The organism is Actinomadura sp. NAK00032 (genome assembly GCF_013364275.1).
Classification (GTDB): domain Bacteria; phylum Actinomycetota; class Actinomycetes; order Streptosporangiales; family Streptosporangiaceae; genus Spirillospora.
In genome coordinates this window covers 471,084-487,891 of the sequence record NZ_CP054932.1, presented here as the reverse complement: position 1 = coordinate 487,891, position 16,808 = coordinate 471,084, and the positions used below count along the sequence as shown (strand labels likewise).

Sequence of the window (16,808 nt, the reverse complement as noted above, 5' to 3'; positions counted from 1 at the left end):
CGCCCTCATCCCCCGCCCCCGTCCCGGCCCCGCGCGGCCGGGACGGGGGCGGAAAACTCCGCCCACACCACCGTCCGCGGCCCGTCCGCGCGGAACCCCCACCGCGCCGACAGCGCCGCCACGATCCGCATCCCCCGGCCCGTCTCGGCCCCGGTCTCGTCCCGCACGTGCGGCCGGCCGCCCGCCGCGCCGTCGTCGGCGACCTCCAGCCGGACCAGCCCGTCCCCCGCCGCGAGGACGACCGTCACCCGTCCTCCCGCCAGCCCCGACGCCGTGTGCGTGACCGCGTTCGCGACCAGCTCGCTCACCACCAGCACCAGGTCGTCCACCGCGGGAAGGGCGCCCGCCGCGTCCCGGACGAAGCCCCGCGCGACCCCGACCGACCGCCGCACCCCCGGCAGCGTGACCGCGCCCATCACCCGCGCCCCGCCCTCGGCTCCGCCTCCGGCAACGGCTCCGCTTCCGGCAACGGCTCCACCCCCGGCAACGGCTCCGCCGCGCCGGGCGGGACCGGTTCCAAGGCCCGGCCCGCCGACCAGAGCGGCATGCGACACGTCGTCGACGCCCACCGCGGCAACTCCCTTCGCGTCCGGAAAGTCGCCCGTCACCCCGGCAGTACGGTCCCGCCCCCGCCCCGCGTTCAGCCTGCTCAGCCGCGCACACCCGCATGGTTACGCTGAGCAGTGGAAGGTGACCGCGAGTACCGCCCGGGGGATCGGCTGTGACGACGGAGAGGCGGGAACGCGCCCGCCGGTGGCGAGCGCGCCTGCTCTTCTCGGTGCGCGGGCGCGCGACCGTCCTCACCGTGGTGGTGGCCGCGTTCGTCCTGGCCGTGGTGTTCGTCCTGCTGATGCTCCTCGCCCGCGACTGGGCGCGGAACCGGGTCTCGGACAACGCGCAGCGCACCGCCGAGCGGATCGCGTTCGACATCGCCACGGGCGCGAACCGCGGCGACCTCACCGTCCGTCCCGGCGAGGCGCCGCTGGTGCAGGTCGTGACCCCGGACGGGCGCGTGGCGGCGGCGAGCGCGGCCGTCCGGGGGCGGCCGGCGCTGGTGCGGGCCGAGCTGCGGCGGCACGTCCTGCTCCTCGACGAGCGCGCCTGCCCGCGGTTCCGCGACGGCTGCGTGTGGGCGTTCGGCATGCGCCTGCGGGAGTCGCCGTGGGGGCGGGGCGCGATGGTCGTCGCGGCGGCGCCGATGCCGACCCTGCTGAACGTGTGGCTGCTGCCGCTCGGCATCGCCCTCGTCCTCACCGTGCTCCTCGCCCTGATCGCCTGGTGGACGTGGCACACGGTGGGCCGGACGCTGGTCCCGATCGACCGGCTGCGCACCGAGCTCACCGCCGTCGGCGCCCACGGCCTGGACCGGCGGGTCCCCGTCCCGGGGACGTTCGGCGAGATCCAGGCGCTCGCCGAGACGGTCAACGCCACGCTCGCGCGGCTGGAGGAGGCGTCCGACCGGGAGCGCCGGTTCGTCTCGGACGCCTCGCACGACCTGCGCAACCCGATCACCGGGCTCCAGACGCGGCTGGAGGTCGCGCTGGACGAACCGGACGACTACCCGTGGAAGCCGCTGGTGCGGTCGGCCCTCGGCGACGTGCGGCGGCTGAACGACATCGTCGTCGACCTGCTGGAGCTGTCCCGCCTGGACGCCCGCACCCCGCGCCCCCTCGAACGCGTCGACCTCGCCGAACTGGTCCGCCGCGAGGTGGCCCGGCGCGACGACCGCGTCCCGGTCGAGACCCGGCTGGCGCCGGGCGCCGTCGTCACGGCGAACACGGTGCGGCTCGGCCGGGTGCTCGGCAACCTGCTGAACAACGCCGAACGGCACGCCGAGTCGCGCATCCGCGTCACCGTGGACCGCGACGCCGGCGACGCCGTTCTGGAGGTGCTGGACGACGGCGCCGGCATCCCGCCGGAGTCGCGCGAACGGGTCTTCGAGCGGTTCGCGCGGCTCGCGGAGTCGCGCGCCCGCGACCCGCAGGGCACCGGGCTCGGCCTGCCCATCGCCCGCGAGATCGCCGAGATCTACGGCGGCACGCTGCGCGTCGCCGACAGCCCCCGCGGCGCCCGCTTCGTCCTGCGGCTCCCGCTCGTCACGGACGGCGCCGGATCGCGGTGACGACCGAGGCGAGGCCGTCGGCACCGTGGCCGCCGTCCACGGCGCGCCAGAACAGGTCCCGGAGCGCGAGGGGCCAGGCGGTGTCGATCCCGGCCTCCCGCGCCGCCTCGACGACGTGGTCGGCGCCGACCGCCTGCATCCGGAGGCTGTTCGCCTCGCCCGGGTAGGCGCCGGCCTCGATCTCCTCGGCGAGGATCTTCAGGAAGCCCATGGGGCCGTCCGCGGCCAGCTCGCGCAGGGTCGTGGCGGCGAACGGCAGGAACTGCCGGGCCGAGACGCCCGCGGTCTCCAGCAGGGCGATGGCGTGCATGTAGGCGGTCAGCGTCGACCAGAACAGGAACAGCTGGGACTGGTAGTACAGCATCGCCAGACCGGGATCGGTGCCCACGAACGTGACGTCGCCCAGCTCGCCAAGGGTTTCCCTGTGGCGGTCCAGTTCTTCCTCTGGGCCGCTGTAGAAGACGTACGAACCCGGCTGACCGATGCCCGGCGGAGGCACCATGATGCCGCCGGTCACCAGGGCGCCGCCGTTCGAGGACGCCCATTCGCTCGCGCGGCGCAGTTCGTCAGGGCTGCCAGAGCTGAGGTTGACGACGACGCGCCCCTTGAGGTCGACGCCGTCCAGGGAGTCGTACATCGCCGGGTAGTCGGTCTGGCTGACGACGACCAGCTCGGACGCCGCGACCGCTTCGGCCGCAGTCGGGGCCAGGGTCGCGCCTGCCTCGACCAAGGGGGCCGCCTTGGACGCGGTCCGGTTCCAGAGCGTGGTCGGGTGGCCGTTCTTGAGGAACGTCCTGGCCATCGTCGCGCCCATGGGCCCGAGGCCGATGACCGTCACTGGAGCGTTCACGGATTCCTCCTGATAGTGCGTTCTGCAGTGCGTTGCCTTCACCCTCGTCTTGGCGGCTACGGAACGGCTGCGGGTCCGTCCGTAGCGGTGGCTACGCTGGCGGCGTGCGTTTCGGGGTGCTGGGGCCGCTCGCGGTGTGGACGGACGACGGGACGCCCGTCCACGTCCCGGAAGCGAAGGTCCGCACGCTGCTCGCCGTCCTGCTCACCGATCCGGGGCGGCCCGTCTCCGCCGACCGGCTCATCGACGCGCTGTGGGGCGACGCACCGCCCCGCAACCCGTCCGGGACGCTCCAGGCCCGGATCTCCCAACTGAGGAAGGTGCTGGACGGCGCCGAGCCGGGCGCGCGGAGGCTGATCGCACTCCGTCCGCCCGGATACGCGCTCGACGTCGCCCCGGACGCGGTGGACGCCAGCCGATTCGCCGCACTGCACGCCCATCCGGCCACCGACACCCTCGCCCGCAAGCGGCGTCTCGGTGACGCGCTGGCGCTGTGGCGCGGCCCCGCCTACGCCGACTTCGCCGACGCGGAGTTCGCCCGGACGTCCATCACCGCGCTGGAGGAAGCGCGCCTCGCCGCGCTGGAGGCATATGCGGAAACGCGGCTCGAACTTGGCGAGCACGCCGCGGTCGCGGCCGAACTCGCCGAAGCCGTGGCCCGGCATCCACTCCGCGAACAGCTGCGCGCCGTGCACCTGAACGCGCTCCACCGGGCAGGACGGCAGGCCGAGGCACTCGCAGGCTACCACGATCTGCGCGCGCGCCTGGCCGACGAGCTGGGCGTCGATCCGAGCCCCGAACTGGCCGCGCTCTACCAGTCGATGCTCGAAACCGAGGCCGCCCCGCCCCGGCGCACGGCCCCCGCACCTCCCGCCCCGATCGGCGAACTCATCGGACGCGAGGACGACGTCCGCCACGCCCGCGCACTCCTGGCCGAGCACCGCCTGGTGACTCTGACCGGGCCCGGCGGCGTCGGCAAGACCAGACTGGCTCTGGAGACGGCCGCGCGGTCGCTCGCCGACCACCCCGACGGCGTGTGGACGGTCGAGCTGGCCACGGCAGGCGACGTGGCCGGACAGGTCGCCCGCGTGCTGGGCCTGCGCGACGAGTCGGCGGAGCGGCCGCTCGCCGACGCGCTGCGCGGGCGGCGGGCGCTGCTCGTCCTGGACAACTGCGAGCACGTGCTCGACCCGGTCGCGGGGCTGGCCGGGCGGCTGCTCGCGGACGCGCCGGGCCTGCGGATCCTCGCGACGTCCAGGGAGCCGCTGGGCGTGCCCGGGGAGCGGTTGCAGATCGTCCCGCCGCTCGGGCTGCCCGGCCCGGCGACCGCCCCGGAAGCACTGCTGGAGTCGGCCGCCGTGCGGCTGTTCGTCGCGCGCGCCGCGGCCGCGTCGCCCGGGTTCGCGCTCGACGCCGGCACCGCGCCCTGGGTCGCCTCGATCTGCCGGCGCCTGGACGGCCTGCCGCTCGCGCTGGAACTGGCGGCGACCCGCGTCCGCGGGCTCGGCGCGCGGGACCTGGCGGCGCGGCTGGACGACCGGTTCCGGCTGCTGGCGGGCGGGCGGCACGGCGGCCCGGCCCGCCAGCGGACGCTCCGCGCGATGATCGACTGGAGCTGGGAGCCGCTGCCCGAGCCCGAGCGGCGGGCGCTGCGGCGCCTCGCCGTGCACGCGGGCGGCTGCACGCTGGACGCCGCCGAGGCCGTGGGGGACGCCGACGCCGGCGTGCTCGCCCGGCTCGTCGACCGGTCCCTCGCCGTCCGGACGGACGACGGCCGCTACCGGCTGCTGGAGTCGGTCGCCGCCTACAGCCTGGAACGCCTGCGTGAGGCGGGCGAGGAGGACGAGTACCGCCGCCGCCACGTCGCCCACTACACCGCCCTGGCCGAGCATGCGGCGGAACTGCTGCGCGGCCCGGAGCAGGCCCACTGGCTGGAGCGGCTCGACGAAGAAGCAGCGAACCTGAACGCGGCCCTGCACGGCGCCACCGGTTTCCGCTTGGTGAACGCCCTCGCCTGGTACTGGTACCTGCGCGGACGGTTCGGAGACGCACGGCGTGCACTCGCTCAGGCCCTCTCGACCGCCGCACAGGCGTCACCGGCCAGAACCGAGGCCGAGACCTGGCTGACCGCTTTCACCATGCTGGTCGGCGAGGGCACCGATTCCGAAGAGCTGCGCAGAGCGGCCCTGAAGCACGAGCGGGATCCGCTGGCCAGAGCCAAGGCGGAGTGGCTTCTGAGCCACGTCCACTGGGCATACGGCGATCTGTCCGCGAACGAGGAGCGCGTTGAGCGCGCCCTGGCCGTGTTCCGCGCGCGCGCCGACCAGTGGTTCACGGCCGCCGCGCTCGCGACCCGGGCCAAGTTCGCTCTGGGGCGCGGTGACCTGCCCGCCCTGGCACGGGACGCCGCCGAGAGCATGGCGATCTTCGATGGCCTCGGCGACCCGTGGGGCCGGCTGGAGGCCGCCGACGCGCTCGGCCGCCTCGCCGAGACCGCCGGCGACTACGACGCGGCGTTCCGGCACCTGCGCGACGGCCTGCGGCTGGCCGAGGAGCTGCGGATGTGGCCCGAGGTCTCCTTCCGGCTCGCCGGCCTCGGCCGCGTCGCGCTGCTCACCGGCGCCCTCGGCGAGGCCCGCGACCTGCACGAGCGGGCGCTCGACCTCGCGCGGCGGCACGCCGCGCGGTCCGCCGAGGAGTTCGCCGAGGTCGGGCTCGGCCTCGTCGCCCGGGCGAGCGGCGACCTCGACGCCGCCGAGGCCCACCTGCGGGCGCGGCTCGGCTGGCTGCGCGGCATCGGCGGGACGGCCGGCATCGCGTTCGTGCACGTCCAGCTCGGTTTCGTCGCCGAGGAGCGCGGCGACGCGCGGGCGGCCCGCGACCTGCACACCGAGGGCCTCGCCGCCGCCCGCGCCGTCGGCGACCCGCGCGCGATCGCCCTCGCGCTGGAAGGGCTCGCCGGGGCCCGCTCCCTGGCCGGCGAGCACGGGGCCGCGGCGCGGCTGCTCGCCGACGCGGCGGCGCTGCGCGCGGAGTCCGGCGCGCCGCTGCCCGCCGGCGAGCGCCGCGACGTCGACCGGATCGCCCGCCGGATCCGGGACGCGGGAAAGATCCACGCCCCGTCCGGCGTTACCCCTGAGACCGGCGAGGGGGAGTCATGAGCGAGGATCTCGGTTACGGCTGGCAGAGCGAGCTGCTGGACCTGCCCGCCTACCTGAAGCGCGTCGGGTACGGCGGCGATCTGACACCGACCGCGGCGACGCTGCGGGCCCTGCACCGGGCGCACGTCACCTCCATCCCGTTCGAGAACCTGGAGATCATGCTCGGGCGGCCCGTCGAGATGTCGCTGGAGGCCGTCCAGGCGAAGCTGGTCGGGCTGCCGCGCGGCGGCTACTGCTTCGAGCACAACCGGCTGTTCGCGGCGGTGCTGGAGCGGCTCGGGTTCGAGGTCGCGGCGCTCGCCGGGCGGGTCATGCTCGGCGCGGAGCGCCTCCGGCCGCCGACGCACGCGCTGCTGCACGTCCGCCATCCCGGGCAGCCGCGCGACGAGCCCGCCCGGCTGTGCGACGTCGGGTTCGGCGCCGGGCCGCTGGAGCCGCTGCCGTTCACCGACGGCGCCGAGGCCGTCCAGGACGGTTGGGGCTTCCGCCTCCAGCGGGGCCGCACCGCCACGGCACTCGGCCCCGACACGGCGCCCGGCTCCGCCCCGACCGACTGGGAAATGCACCAGCGCGGGGCGGACGGCTGGCTCCGGCGGCACATGTTCGCCATGAACGAGGTGTTCCGCGTCGACTTCGACGTGCTGAACTACTACGTCTACGCCAACCCCCGGTCGCCGTTCGCGGCCCGCCCCTTCGTCCAGCGGTTCTCGCCCGAGGCCCTGCACGTCCTGGACGGGACGACGCTGTCCGTCACCCGCCCGGACGGCGCGTCCGAGTCCCGCGAACTCGCCCCGGAGGACCTGCCCGAGACCCTCGCCCGCGACTTCGGAATCGTCCTGGAAGAAGACGACGTCCCCCGCCTCATCGATTTCGTGGGCCGCCCCGCGCGCGCTTGAACCAGGAGTCAGCTTCTCGGCCCTGAAGGGGCCGAGCTTGCAGCTCCTCGCCGCCACTGGTTGTGGTGGGTCAGGCCGCGTCGTCGGCAGCGTGACTCACTGCCCAGCCCGCTGTGCCGCGTGCGGCGATGTTGCGGGCTGCGTTGACGTCGGCATGCTCAGCGAAGCCGCACGACGTGCACTGGAAGGTGGCCTGGTCGGGCCGGTTCTGCTTGTGGATGTGGCCGCATGCCGAGCACTGCTGCGAGGTGTGCCGCGGGTCCACGAACTCCACGGGGACACCGGCGCGTTGGGCTTTGTAGGCGATGAACGCGCCGAGCTGGGCGAAACTCCAGGAATGCAGGGTGACCCGCTGGGCTTGCGTAGCCGGACCCGCGCCCGGATACCGCCCAGATCCTCTAGGGCGATGCCGTGCGTGGTGCGTTGAGCCTCGGTCACGATCTGCTTGGAGATGCGGTGGTTGGTGTCGGCCGCGAACCTGGCCTCGCGCCCGGACAGATGGCGCAGCAGCCGCTTGGCCGACTTGGTGCCCTTGCTCTGGAGGCGTGTGCGGAGTCGGCGGTTGCGGTGCCGGACCCGGTTCACCTGGTTGCCGCAGTGGACGGTGCCCTCGGATGTGGTGGCGATGTTGACGATGCCCAGGTCCACCCCCGTGAACCCGTCCGGAACGTACTCGGGGGCCGGTGGGACCTCGCAGGTGGCGTACAGGTAGAAGCACCCGCCGCGCCACACCAGGTCCGACTCCCCACGCCGGTGAGCGGCCAGCATCTTCGTCTGCGCCGGCGAGCACGCGAACGGGATGCTCTTGAGTCTGCCGTGCACGGTCCAGATGCTCACGGTGCGGGCGTCGATCTGCCAGGACAGGCACCGGTCGTCGAACGGCTGCGCGGCGTCCTTGCGGAACCGGACCGGCGCAACCTCCACCCGGGTACGGCGCCGCGAACCGGCCGGCCCGTAGTTGCCGGCCTTCAGGTTCTGGGCGAGGGTGGCGTACGCCCCGGCGGCCTTGCGGATGCAGTGGATCGCCGGCTGCGCCGACAACCCCATCGCCTTCACCTCGCCGTAGACGAGGCGCTGCAGCGCGGTCTTGCCCTTGATACCGGTGGCGTGCGCACGGGCGGCGGCGTGGCAGGCGGCCCGGTTGCACAGCTTCAGCGTCTCCCGCAACGCCTGCTCGGTGGCAGCGTCGGGAAGCAGCTTGACCTGCACCACCAACTTCACCCCCGCACCATAACATTTTGCGATCGTCTCATCACGGTGGGTTTAGGTTCGGCGTGCCGGGCAGCGACAGAGGCACTGCGCTGCCGCGCTTCAATCCTGCTGGTCGGATTGAACTCCGCCCTCCGGGTATCGCCTCCCTTCGGACCCCGATGAGGAGGATGACATGGCCGAGAAGGCCGAGAACGTCGTCGACCTGCTGCTCGCGCAGCACGATGAGATCCGCCGGCTGGCGTCGACCGTGGAGAGCAGCCGCGGCGACGCCCGCAAGCACGCCTTCGACGAACTGCGCCGGCTTCTCGCGGTGCACGAGACCGCCGAGGAGGAGATCGTCCACCCGTTCGCGCGCCGCGCCATCGGGGACGGCTCCCCCGTCGTCGACGACCGGCTGCAGGAGGAGAACGAGGCCAAGGGCGCCCTGGCCGAGCTGGAGAAGATGAACGTCGACTCCCCGGACTTCGAGCAGAAGTTCGCCGCGTTCCACAAGGACGTGGAGGCGCACGCCTCGCACGAGGAGCGGGAGGAGTTCCCGCGCATCCGGCAGGACGCGACGCCCGAGCAGCTGCGCGGCATGGCGAAGGCCGTGCGCGCCGCCGAGGCGGTCGCGCCGACGCACCCGCACCAGGGCACCGAGTCGGCCGCCAAGAACCTCGCGGTGGGCCCGGTGGCCGCCGTCGCCGACCGCGTCCGCGACGCCATCGGCAAGGTCCGCAGCTGACGATCACCGGGGCGGCCCCCGCGCCGGGGCCGCCCCGCCCGGCCCGCGAGGAGGGGCGATGACCGAGAAGAAGAGGGACGAGGACAAACCGCTCGCCGACCGGCGCGCCGAGGCCGACGCGCCGCAGGAGGAGGACGCGGACTTCGCGGACGAGCACGCGCCCGGCCCGACCGACCCGCCGATCGCCGAGGCCGAGACCCCCGGCGGCGAGGACGACGGCTACAGCCCGCAGACGCGCGTCCCCTAGCGGCTCACTCCCGGTCGTCGTCGCGGTCGGAGCCGACCGTGACGCCGACGACGTCCTCCAGCTCGCTGAGGTGCGCGGTGAGGTCCGGGATCGAGCCGGTGCCCTCCAGCACGATCGACACCACGGCGTTGCCGAGCCGCCGCCGCTCGGCCGGGTCGCGGCGGTCGCGGCGCTCGTCCCGGCCGCGGTCGGAGTCGTCCGGCAGGTACTCGCGGTCGATGCTGACCTCCAGGATCACGAAGCCGCGCCGCGTGCACTCCATCAGGACCCGCCGCAGCGCGCCGCGCCCGTCCCGGTAGACGAGCCGCATCCGGGCCAGCCCCGCCGGGCGGAACCGCTCCAGCGGCAGCCGCCGCGTCAGCCCGCTCAGCCCGTACACGACGAGGAAGTGGATACCCGTCACCGCGACGGCGAGGATCGGCAGCCCGCCGCCCGCCGCCATGCCTACCGCCGCCGTCACCCACACGACCGCCGCCGTGGTCAGCCCGCGCACCGCGTCCCGCCGGACGAAGATCAGCCCGCCGCCGATGAACCCGATGCCGGACACGATCTGCGCCGCCACCCGGGACGGGTCGAGCGACACGTTGCCCGGCACGTCCTCGAACCCGTACTTGCTGACCAGCATGAACAGCGCCGCGCCGACACCGACGAGGGTGTGCGTGCGCAGGCCCGCGCTCTTGTTGCGCAGCCCGCGCTCCAGGCCGATCGCGGCCGACAGCACCATCGCCAGCAGCAGCTCGCCGATCTGGACGAGCCCCTGGCCCGGCGATAGCTCGATCACCTTTTGTCCCTACCCTCCCGCCGTGTCCCACAAGCCGCGCACGCGCGCGCGGGCCGCCCCGGCCTGCTGCCGGGGCGGCCCGCGCCGCCGCTCAGTCGGGGTGCGGCGGCCGCTGGCCCGGCGGGGTCCCGCCGCCCTTGCCGCCGCCCTTCTTCCCCTTGTCGGTGCCGTGCGCGTGGCCCTTGCGCCGCGTCATCTTCGGGTCGGTGACCTCCGGCGGCGGTTCCTCGGTCACGGCGGTCCGCTCCGACCGCCGCATCTCGGGCTGCTGCGGATTCGGCATGATCACGCCTCCTATGCGGTGGACGGCTCGGGCCGGAGCGGGTCGTGCCCCACGCTCATCAGCTCGTGCCGCCACCCGTCGTCCCGTTCCGCGTTGGGCGGACGGTTGTCGAGATGGTCCTCGACGAAGTCCACGACCTCCGCCATCAGCTCGGCGTCGCTCTCGGTGAGGTCGACCTTCCGCTTGCGCAGCACGTCGACCACGCGGGCGCCGAGCTCGTTCACCCCCGGGCCGGGGCCGGGCTCGGGGAACGCCTCCTCGCCCGAGGCGTCCGTGAGCAGCCACGTCCGCAGCTCGTCGGAGGTCATGTTGACGACCCGGTGGAAGTCCTCCCAGGCCAGCTCGACCTCAGCCGGTATGCGATCGTTCATCGGTCACTCCCTCTCGGCCGTTCACGCCCCGCCCTACCCGCTGACCGGCGTCGCATTCGCCCTCTTTGTCCGCGCGTTACCCCCCGGACCTCCCGGGAAGCACCCCGCCATGGACCATTCACACGCCCCCGTCCTCGACGCCCTCGCCGCCTACCACCGCGAGGACCAGCTCCCCTTCACCCCGCCCGGCCACAAGCAGGGCCGCGGCGCCGACCCGCGCGTGCGGGACGTGCTGGGCGACGCGGTCTTCCGCTCGGACCTGCTGGCGATCTCCGGCCTGGACGACCGCATGTCGGGCAACAAGGTCCTGGAGCGGGCGCAGGAGCTGATGGCGGACGCCGTCCACGCCGAGCAGACGTTCTTCTCCACCTGCGGCAGCTCGCTGTCGGTCAAGAGCGCCATGCTGTCCGTCGCGGGCCCCGGCGAGAAGCTCGTCGTCGGGCGGGACGCCCACAAGTCGGTCGTGTCGGGCCTGATCCTGTCCGGCGTCCGCCCGATCTGGGTGGAGCCGCAGTGGGACGCGGCCCGGCACCTGGCGCACACGCCGACCGCCGAGGCGTTCGCCGCCCGCCTCGACGAGCACCCCGACGCGCGCGGCGCCCTCGTCACCAGCCCCACCCCCTACGGGACGTGCGCCGACCTCGCCGCGATCGCCGTGGCCTGCCACGACCGCGGCAAGCCGCTCATCGTGGACGAGGCGTGGGGCGCGCACCTGCCGTTCCACCCCGAACTGCCGACCTGGGCCATGGACTCCGGCGCCGACGTGTGCGTCACGAGCGTCCACAAGATGAGCGCTGGCCTCGAACAGGGCTCGGTCTTCCACCAGCAGGGGAGCCTGGTCGACCCGTCCGTGCTGAAGGCCCGCGAGGACCTGCTGGGCACCACCAGCCCGTCCGTCCTGCTCTACGCGGGGCTGGACGGGTGGCGGCGGCAGATGGTCGAGCACGGCCACGCGCTGCTCCAGGACGCGCTCCACCTGGCCTCCCGCGTCCGCGCGGAGATCTCCGCGATCCCCGGGTTCGACGTCCAGGGACGGGACGAGTTCACCGGCCCCGGCCTCGCGCACGACCTCGACACGCTGCCCGTCGTCATCGACATCGCCGGCCTCGGCGTCACCGGCTACCGCGCCGCCGACTGGCTGCGCGAGCACCACCGCGTCAACCTGCACCTGTCCGACCATCGGCGGATCAGCGCGCAGCTCACCTTCGCCGACGACGAGGACACCGCCGCGCGCCTCCTCACCGCCCTGCGCGACCTCCACGCGCACATCGACGACCTCAAGGGCGCGCCGACCGTCGAGGTGCCGTCGCCGGCGGAGCTTCGGCTGGAGCTGGTCGTGCTGCCGCGCGACGCGTTCTTCGGCCCGGCCGAGCAGGTGCCGGCGTCCGAGGCCGCGGGCCGCGTCTGCGCCGAGATGCTGACCCCGTACCCGCCGGGCATCCCGGCCGTCCTGCCGGGCGAGCGGATCACCTCACCGGTGCTGGACTACCTGCGCTCCGGCGTGTCCGCCGGGATGGTCGTGCCGGACGCGGCGGACTCGTCCCTCGACAGTGTCCGGGTGTTCATCGAGGAGTGACGGGCGTGACGTAGTCCTCCAGGCGTGCGACGGCGAAGCCCTGCCGCCGGATGCGCTTCAGCATGTTGGCGAACATCTCCGTCATCGTCGCGCCCTTGAGCTGCTCCGGGCCCCGGAAGTGGGCCAGCAGGATGTCACCTGGGTGCAGCTTCTTGTTGACGTCGTCGTACTGCATGTCGTGGATCTGCATGGACGCCCGCCACATGACGATCCCGTCGATGCCGCACTCGCGGGCCGCCTGCTGCGTGGCCCAGTTCCATCGTCCGAAGGGCGGCCTGAGCAGAGTGGGTCTCGTGCCGTACTGCTTGGACAGAACCTTCTGATTCCCGCAGATCTCGTGCTTCTGGCCGTCCAGCCCGAGGGTCGGCAGGACGGGATGGGTCAGCGTGTGGTTCTGGACGTGGTTCCCCAGCGCCTGCAAGGGCTTGAAGTAGCCGTAGTCGTCCTGGACGACGTTGTCGGTGAGGAACATGGTGACGGGCACCCGCAGGTCGGTCAGCATCTGGACGAACCGGAGATCCTTCTCCTGACCGTCATCGATCGTGATGAAGACGACACGCTGGTCGGTCGGGACCTTGTCGAAGACCTTCACGGGCCCTTCGCCGCCGAGCTTGAGCGGCTTCTCCCGCGGCGGGGCGGGCGCGGGCGGCAGCGGCTTGAGGCCCCACTTCGCCCACTCGGCGGCCTCGTCCCGGACGACCGGCGTCGCGGCCGGCGCCGACTCCCGCTCCGCGGGCGGGGCGGCCGCGCCGCCGTCCCGTCCGGACGCCTCGCAGCCCTTGGCGCCCAGCAACGCCACCAGCACCGCGGCCCCGACGACCGCACGCAAAGCACCCAAAGCCCGCAAAGCCTGCAAAGCCCGCACCCCGGAGCCTCCCCCACCCGACTGATCAGAACCTATCGGCCCTCGTGGGGGCGCCGGAGGCCGCTGTGCCAGACTCCTACCGGGCAGGGGACCGCTAGCTGAGGAGCGACATGGAGCTGATCCACTCGGGGAAGGTCAGGGACGTCTACGCGGACGGCGACGAGCTGATCCTGGTGGCGTCCGACCGGGTGAGCGTCTACGACGTCGTGCTGCCCACGGAGATCCCCGACAAGGGCAAGATCCTCACGCAGCTGTCGCTGTGGTGGTTCGAGCAACTCGCCGACGTCATCCCGAACCACGTGGTGTCGGCGACCGACGTCCCGGACGAGTGGGAGGGCCGCGCCATCCGCTGCCGCCGCCTCACCATGCTCCCCGTCGAGTGGATCGCCCGCGGCCACCTCACCGGCCTCGGCCTCAAGGAGTACGAGAAGAACGGCACCGTCTCCGGGATCGCGCTGCCGGACGGCCTGGTCGACGCCTCCCGGCTGCCCGAGCCGATCTTCACCCCGACCACCAAGGCCACCGAGGGCCACGACGAGTTCATCACCTACGACGACGTCGTGCGCGAGATCGGCGCGGACACCGCCGCCCGCCTCAAGGACGTCACGCTGGAGATCTACAGGCGCGGCGCGGCGCTGGCCGCCGAGCGCGGCATCATCATCGCCGACACCAAGCTGGAGTTCGGCCGCGCCGCCGATGGCACGCTCGTCCTCGGCGACGAGGTCCTCACGCCGGACTCGTCCCGGTTCTGGCCGGCCGATGAATGGGAGCCGGGCCGCCCGCAGCACTCGCTCGACAAGCAGTTCGTCCGCGACTGGAGCAGCACCCTCGACTGGGACCGCACCCCGCCCGGCCCCGCCATCCCGCAGGACGTCGTGGACGCCACCCGCGCCCGCTACACCGAGGTCTACGAGCGCCTGACCGGCACCCCCTGGACGTCCTGACCAAGGGCCGGGGGGGCGGAGGCCGGAGGCCGGGCGCCGGCGGTCAGAAGGCCGCCGACCCCTGGGCGTCGCGGGACGAGACGATCTCGTGGCCGAGCGGCAGCAGCGAGATCGGGATCAGCTTGAAGTTGGCGATCCCGAACGGGATGCCGATGATCGTGATGCACAGCAGCAGGCCGGTGAACAGGTGCCCGAGCGCCAGCCACCACCCGGCCACGATGATCCAGATGATGTTGCCGAGCATCGAGCCGGCGCCCGCGCCGCGCTTGGGGACCGTCGTCCGGCCGAACGGCCACAGCGCGAACGCCGCGATGCGGAACGAGGCGATCCCGAACGGGATCGTGATGATCAGGATGCAGCAGATGATCCCGGCGATCGCGTAGCTCACCGCCATCCAGAAGCCCGCCAGCACCAACCAGATCAGGTTCAACAGCGTGCGCACGGCGCCCTCCCGACAGCAGTGATCACCACGAGCATAGGGGGCGCCGCGCGCGGACGTGATCAGTACGCGGGGTCAGAAGTGGCCGTCGAGCGCGGCCAGCAGCTGCCGCTTGGGCTTCGCGCCGACGATCTGCCGGACGACCTCGCCGTCCCGGTAGAGGTTGAGCGTGGGGAAGCCCATGACGCCGTACCGGGACACGATGTCCGGGTGCTCGTCACCGTTGATCTTCGCCACGGTCAGCCGCGCGCCGTGCTCGGCCTCGATCTCCGCCAGGATCGGCGCGATCATCCGGCACGGCGGGCACCAGTCCGCCCAGAATTCGACCAGTACCGGCTTGTCGCCGCCGAGCACGTGGTCGTCGAAGTTCGCGCTGGTCAGTGTGATCATTCGTCGCCTCCGGTGCGAGCGCGCACCCCGGGCAGGCGCGCGTCAACTGGTCGGCCACGTCCGCGCGGAGCCGGATCAGCGCGCGGATCTCGGTGTCGATCTCCGCGAGCTTGCGCCGGTACACCGCGACGGACTCGGGGCAGGCGGCGCCGTCGGCATGCCCGGCGCGCAGGCAGTCGACGAACGGCCGGGTGTCGTCCAGGGTGAACCCGGCCGCCAGCAGCGACCGGATCTCGACGACGAGCCGGATGTCGGACTCCTCGTACTGCCGGTACCCGTTGGACGCCCGCCGCGCCCGCAGCAGCCCCTGCTGCTCGTAGTAGCGCAGCGTGCGGGTGCTCACGCCCGCGCGCTCGGCGAGTTCCCCGATCCGCATCCGCCCTCCTCCGTGGCCGATCGCGACGCTATGCCCTGACACCGGCGTCAAGGTCAAGCCCGGTTCCGGGGGCGGGCCCGGCATCGCGCCGCCGGGCCCGCCCCCGGACCGTCACCCGGCCGTCACCGGCCCTGCAGGCCGCGGACGTTGTCGCCGAACGTCCAGCTCCGCGAGCCGTCCCAGTTGATGGACCAGGTCATCAGTCCCTTCAACTGCCCGTTGAAATGGTTCCATGCCTGGCCGACGAGACCGGTCGACATGTAGCCGCCGCCGGCGCCCGGCTGCGCGGGCAGCCCCGGGACCTGCTTGTCGTACGGCACCCGGATCGTGGTGCCCTGGATGACGAGCCCGTTGTTCAGGCACTCGGTCTGCTTCACGAAGCCCTCGACCGTCCCGGCCGAGTAGGAGTCGCCGGAGCAGCCGTACATGCTGCCGTTGTAGTACTGCATGTTCAGCCACCACAGCCGGCCGTTGTCCGCGTACTTCTTGATGATCGGCAGGTAGGCGCCCCAGATGGAGCCGTAGGTGACGCTGCCGCCGGTCACGTACGCGGTCTCGGGCGCCATCGTGAGCCCGAAGTTGGACGGCATCCGCGCGAGCACGCCGTCGATGATGCGGATCAGGTTCGACTGCGACGCCGACAGCTGCCCGATGCTGCCGCTGCCGGTCAGCCCCGTCTCGATGTCGATGTCGATGCCGTCGAAGTTGTACCGCTTCAGGATGGGCACCACGGTCTCGACGAACCGGTCCGCGACGCTGCTGGAGCTGAGGTCGATGCCGGCGGCGGCGCCGCCGATCGACATCAGGATCGTCGCGCCGGCGGCCTTAGCCGCGCACATCTCGGCGGGTGTGGCGACCTTGACCGTGGAGTCCATGCCGTCCTCCCACAGGACGGTGCCGTCGGACCGGATGACGGGGAACGCCGCGTTGATGACGTTGTAGCCGTGCTGCTTGATGACGGGGTTGTCGATGGGCGTCCAGCCGAACGGCGGGTGCACGCCGTTGGACGCGCCGTCCCAGTTCTCCCAGTACCCCTGGAGCACTTTGCCCGCGGGGCGCGACTTGACCGCGCAGGTCTCGTCCCCAGGCGGCGTCGTAGGCGGTGTTGTGGGCGGGGTGGTCGGGGGTGTGGTGGGCGGTGTGGTCGGCGGTGTGGTTCCGTCGCACGCCCCCAGGTCACGCCACAGCGTGGGCGTGGACGCGGGGTTCCAGTTGGCGCCGGGGTAGGCGGTGTGGGCGACGATCGCCTCGTAGCCGTGGGCGCTGTAGGTGACCTTGTCACCCGTCTTGTAGCTGTTGCCCTCGGCCCAGGCCGGATACGTGCAGGCGACCAGGACGGTGGGCTGCGCGGACGACGGCGCGGAGAGCACCACCACCGCGCCGAGCGACAGGGCCAGCGCCGCCAGCGCCGACGCCAGGGCGGCAACGGCCGCGGACCATCGCTTGTGCGTGAATCTCACGGGAACGACTCCTCCAGAACGGGGACAAGAGGAGCCGGTGCAGAGCCAAACAAGTCCCGCGGACGGGACTCTCCCAGGCGCAAGGCGCATACGACCGGCGTGGACGCCACA

The 16,808-nt window shown here is 73.1% G+C and carries 17 protein-coding genes and 1 pseudogene; 7 read left to right on the top strand and 11 right to left on the bottom strand.

The window, feature by feature from the left end; genetic code table 11:
- Positions 1 to 5: 5 nt before the first annotated feature.
- Complete coding sequence (locus HUT06_RS02440) at positions 6 to 416, bottom strand: ATP-binding protein (protein ID WP_176194199.1); 411 nt, start codon at positions 414 to 416, stop codon at positions 6 to 8.
- A gap of 305 nt (positions 417 to 721) precedes the next feature.
- Between HUT06_RS02440 and HUT06_RS02435 the strand changes: the two genes are divergently transcribed.
- Entirely contained in the window at positions 722 to 2,122 is a 1,401-nt protein-coding gene (locus HUT06_RS02435) for a cell wall metabolism sensor histidine kinase WalK (RefSeq protein ID WP_254714935.1), read from the top strand.
- On the opposite strand, the gene HUT06_RS02430 is transcribed toward HUT06_RS02435, so the two are convergent.
- Positions 2,097 to 2,972 (bottom strand): NAD(P)-dependent oxidoreductase, encoded by an 876-nt coding sequence (locus tag HUT06_RS02430; protein WP_217711154.1) that lies wholly within the window; start codon positions 2,970 to 2,972, stop codon positions 2,097 to 2,099. The two genes, HUT06_RS02435 and HUT06_RS02430, sit on opposite strands and share 26 nt — an antisense overlap.
- 104 nt (positions 2,973 to 3,076) lie before the next feature.
- Between HUT06_RS02430 and HUT06_RS02425 the strand changes: the two genes are divergently transcribed.
- Both HUT06_RS02425 and HUT06_RS02420 read left to right on the top strand, forming a co-directional pair.
- Complete coding sequence (locus HUT06_RS02425) at positions 3,077 to 6,133, top strand: BTAD domain-containing putative transcriptional regulator (protein WP_176194198.1); 3,057 nt, start codon at positions 3,077 to 3,079, stop codon at positions 6,131 to 6,133.
- Complete coding sequence (locus HUT06_RS02420; protein WP_176194197.1) at positions 6,130 to 7,029, top strand: arylamine N-acetyltransferase; 900 nt, start codon at positions 6,130 to 6,132, stop codon at positions 7,027 to 7,029. The genes HUT06_RS02425 and HUT06_RS02420 overlap by 4 nt, the downstream gene beginning before the upstream one ends.
- A gap of 70 nt (positions 7,030 to 7,099) precedes the next feature.
- On the opposite strand, the pseudogene HUT06_RS02415 reads toward HUT06_RS02420, so the two are convergent.
- Positions 7,100 to 8,250 (bottom strand): annotated as a pseudogene (locus HUT06_RS02415) (RNA-guided endonuclease InsQ/TnpB family protein).
- A 163-nt stretch (positions 8,251 to 8,413) separates the two neighbouring features.
- Here HUT06_RS02415 and HUT06_RS02410 point away from each other — a divergent pair.
- The gene (locus tag HUT06_RS02410) at positions 8,414 to 8,965 is read left to right on the top strand and encodes a hemerythrin domain-containing protein (protein ID WP_176194196.1); all 552 of its coding nucleotides are present in this window, start codon (positions 8,414 to 8,416) and stop codon (positions 8,963 to 8,965) included.
- Between the two features lie 58 nt (positions 8,966 to 9,023).
- A complete protein-coding gene (locus tag HUT06_RS02405; protein ID WP_176194195.1) occupies positions 9,024 to 9,212 on the top strand; it encodes a hypothetical protein in 189 nt (62 codons plus the stop codon).
- Between the two features lie 4 nt (positions 9,213 to 9,216).
- Here HUT06_RS02405 and HUT06_RS02400 read toward each other — a convergent pair whose 3' ends face one another.
- The 3 genes from HUT06_RS02400 to HUT06_RS02390 all read right to left on the bottom strand — a co-directional run bounded on the left by HUT06_RS02400 (position 9,217) and on the right by HUT06_RS02390 (position 10,647).
- Entirely contained in the window at positions 9,217 to 9,993 is a 777-nt protein-coding gene (locus HUT06_RS02400) for an MgtC/SapB family protein (protein ID WP_254714934.1), read from the bottom strand.
- A 91-nt stretch (positions 9,994 to 10,084) separates the two neighbouring features.
- On the bottom strand, positions 10,085 to 10,276 hold the full coding sequence (locus HUT06_RS02395) for a hypothetical protein (protein WP_176194194.1): 192 nt from the start codon (positions 10,274 to 10,276) through the stop codon (positions 10,085 to 10,087).
- Between the two features lie 11 nt (positions 10,277 to 10,287).
- On the bottom strand, positions 10,288 to 10,647 hold the full coding sequence (locus HUT06_RS02390; protein WP_176194193.1) for a DUF3140 domain-containing protein: 360 nt from the start codon (positions 10,645 to 10,647) through the stop codon (positions 10,288 to 10,290).
- Positions 10,648 to 10,756: 109 nt separating this feature from the next.
- On the opposite strand from HUT06_RS02390, the gene HUT06_RS45110 reads away from it, so the two are divergent.
- Positions 10,757 to 12,223, top strand: coding sequence for an aminotransferase class I/II-fold pyridoxal phosphate-dependent enzyme (locus HUT06_RS45110; protein ID WP_176194192.1), 1,467 nt, complete (start codon positions 10,757 to 10,759; stop codon positions 12,221 to 12,223).
- Here HUT06_RS45110 and HUT06_RS02380 read toward each other — a convergent pair.
- A complete protein-coding gene (locus tag HUT06_RS02380; RefSeq protein ID WP_254714933.1) occupies positions 12,210 to 13,061 on the bottom strand; it encodes a polysaccharide deacetylase family protein in 852 nt (283 codons plus the stop codon). The genes HUT06_RS45110 and HUT06_RS02380 overlap by 14 nt on opposite strands.
- Positions 13,062 to 13,198: 137 nt before the next feature.
- On the opposite strand from HUT06_RS02380, the gene HUT06_RS02375 reads away from it, so the two are divergent.
- Complete coding sequence (locus HUT06_RS02375) at positions 13,199 to 14,032, top strand: phosphoribosylaminoimidazolesuccinocarboxamide synthase (RefSeq protein ID WP_176194191.1); 834 nt, start codon at positions 13,199 to 13,201, stop codon at positions 14,030 to 14,032.
- A gap of 43 nt (positions 14,033 to 14,075) precedes the next feature.
- Here HUT06_RS02375 and HUT06_RS02370 read toward each other — a convergent pair whose 3' ends face one another.
- The 4 genes from HUT06_RS02370 to HUT06_RS02355 form a co-directional block, all read right to left on the bottom strand.
- Positions 14,076 to 14,474: a YccF domain-containing protein gene (locus HUT06_RS02370; RefSeq protein ID WP_176194190.1), complete on the bottom strand. Its 399-nt coding sequence runs from the start codon at positions 14,472 to 14,474 to the stop codon at positions 14,076 to 14,078.
- 72 nt (positions 14,475 to 14,546) lie between these two features.
- Positions 14,547 to 14,801 carry a thioredoxin family protein gene (locus HUT06_RS02365; RefSeq protein WP_368407020.1) on the bottom strand — a complete coding sequence of 85 codons (255 nt, stop codon included), beginning with the start codon at positions 14,799 to 14,801 and terminating at the stop codon, positions 14,547 to 14,549.
- Entirely contained in the window at positions 14,689 to 15,237 is a 549-nt protein-coding gene (locus tag HUT06_RS45505) for a MerR family transcriptional regulator (RefSeq protein WP_368406940.1), read from the bottom strand. The genes HUT06_RS02365 and HUT06_RS45505 overlap by 113 nt, the downstream gene beginning before the upstream one ends.
- Before the next feature lie 122 nt (positions 15,238 to 15,359).
- Positions 15,360 to 16,697, bottom strand: coding sequence for a glycosyl hydrolase family 18 protein (locus HUT06_RS02355; RefSeq protein WP_254714932.1), 1,338 nt, complete (start codon positions 16,695 to 16,697; stop codon positions 15,360 to 15,362).
- Between the last annotated feature and the right edge of the window lie 111 nt (positions 16,698 to 16,808).

What these genes read in the sequence shown, in the direction of transcription:
- HUT06_RS02440 (WP_176194199.1), bottom strand. Translation starts at nt 416, where the DNA reads ATGGGCGCGGTCACGCTGCCGGGGGTGCGGCGGTCGGTCGGGGTCGCG.
- HUT06_RS02420 (WP_176194197.1), top strand. Translation starts at nt 6,130, where the DNA reads ATGAGCGAGGATCTCGGTTACGGCTGGCAGAGCGAGCTGCTGGACCTG.
- HUT06_RS02410 (WP_176194196.1), top strand. Translation starts at nt 8,414, where the DNA reads ATGGCCGAGAAGGCCGAGAACGTCGTCGACCTGCTGCTCGCGCAGCAC.
- HUT06_RS02405 (WP_176194195.1), top strand. Translation starts at nt 9,024, where the DNA reads ATGACCGAGAAGAAGAGGGACGAGGACAAACCGCTCGCCGACCGGCGC.
- HUT06_RS02395 (WP_176194194.1), bottom strand. Translation starts at nt 10,276, where the DNA reads ATGCCGAATCCGCAGCAGCCCGAGATGCGGCGGTCGGAGCGGACCGCC.
- HUT06_RS02390 (WP_176194193.1), bottom strand. Translation starts at nt 10,647, where the DNA reads ATGAACGATCGCATACCGGCTGAGGTCGAGCTGGCCTGGGAGGACTTC.
- HUT06_RS45110 (WP_176194192.1), top strand. Translation starts at nt 10,757, where the DNA reads ATGGACCATTCACACGCCCCCGTCCTCGACGCCCTCGCCGCCTACCAC.
- HUT06_RS02375 (WP_176194191.1), top strand. Translation starts at nt 13,199, where the DNA reads ATGGAGCTGATCCACTCGGGGAAGGTCAGGGACGTCTACGCGGACGGC.
- HUT06_RS45505 (WP_368406940.1), bottom strand. Translation starts at nt 15,237, where the DNA reads ATGCGGATCGGGGAACTCGCCGAGCGCGCGGGCGTGAGCACCCGCACG.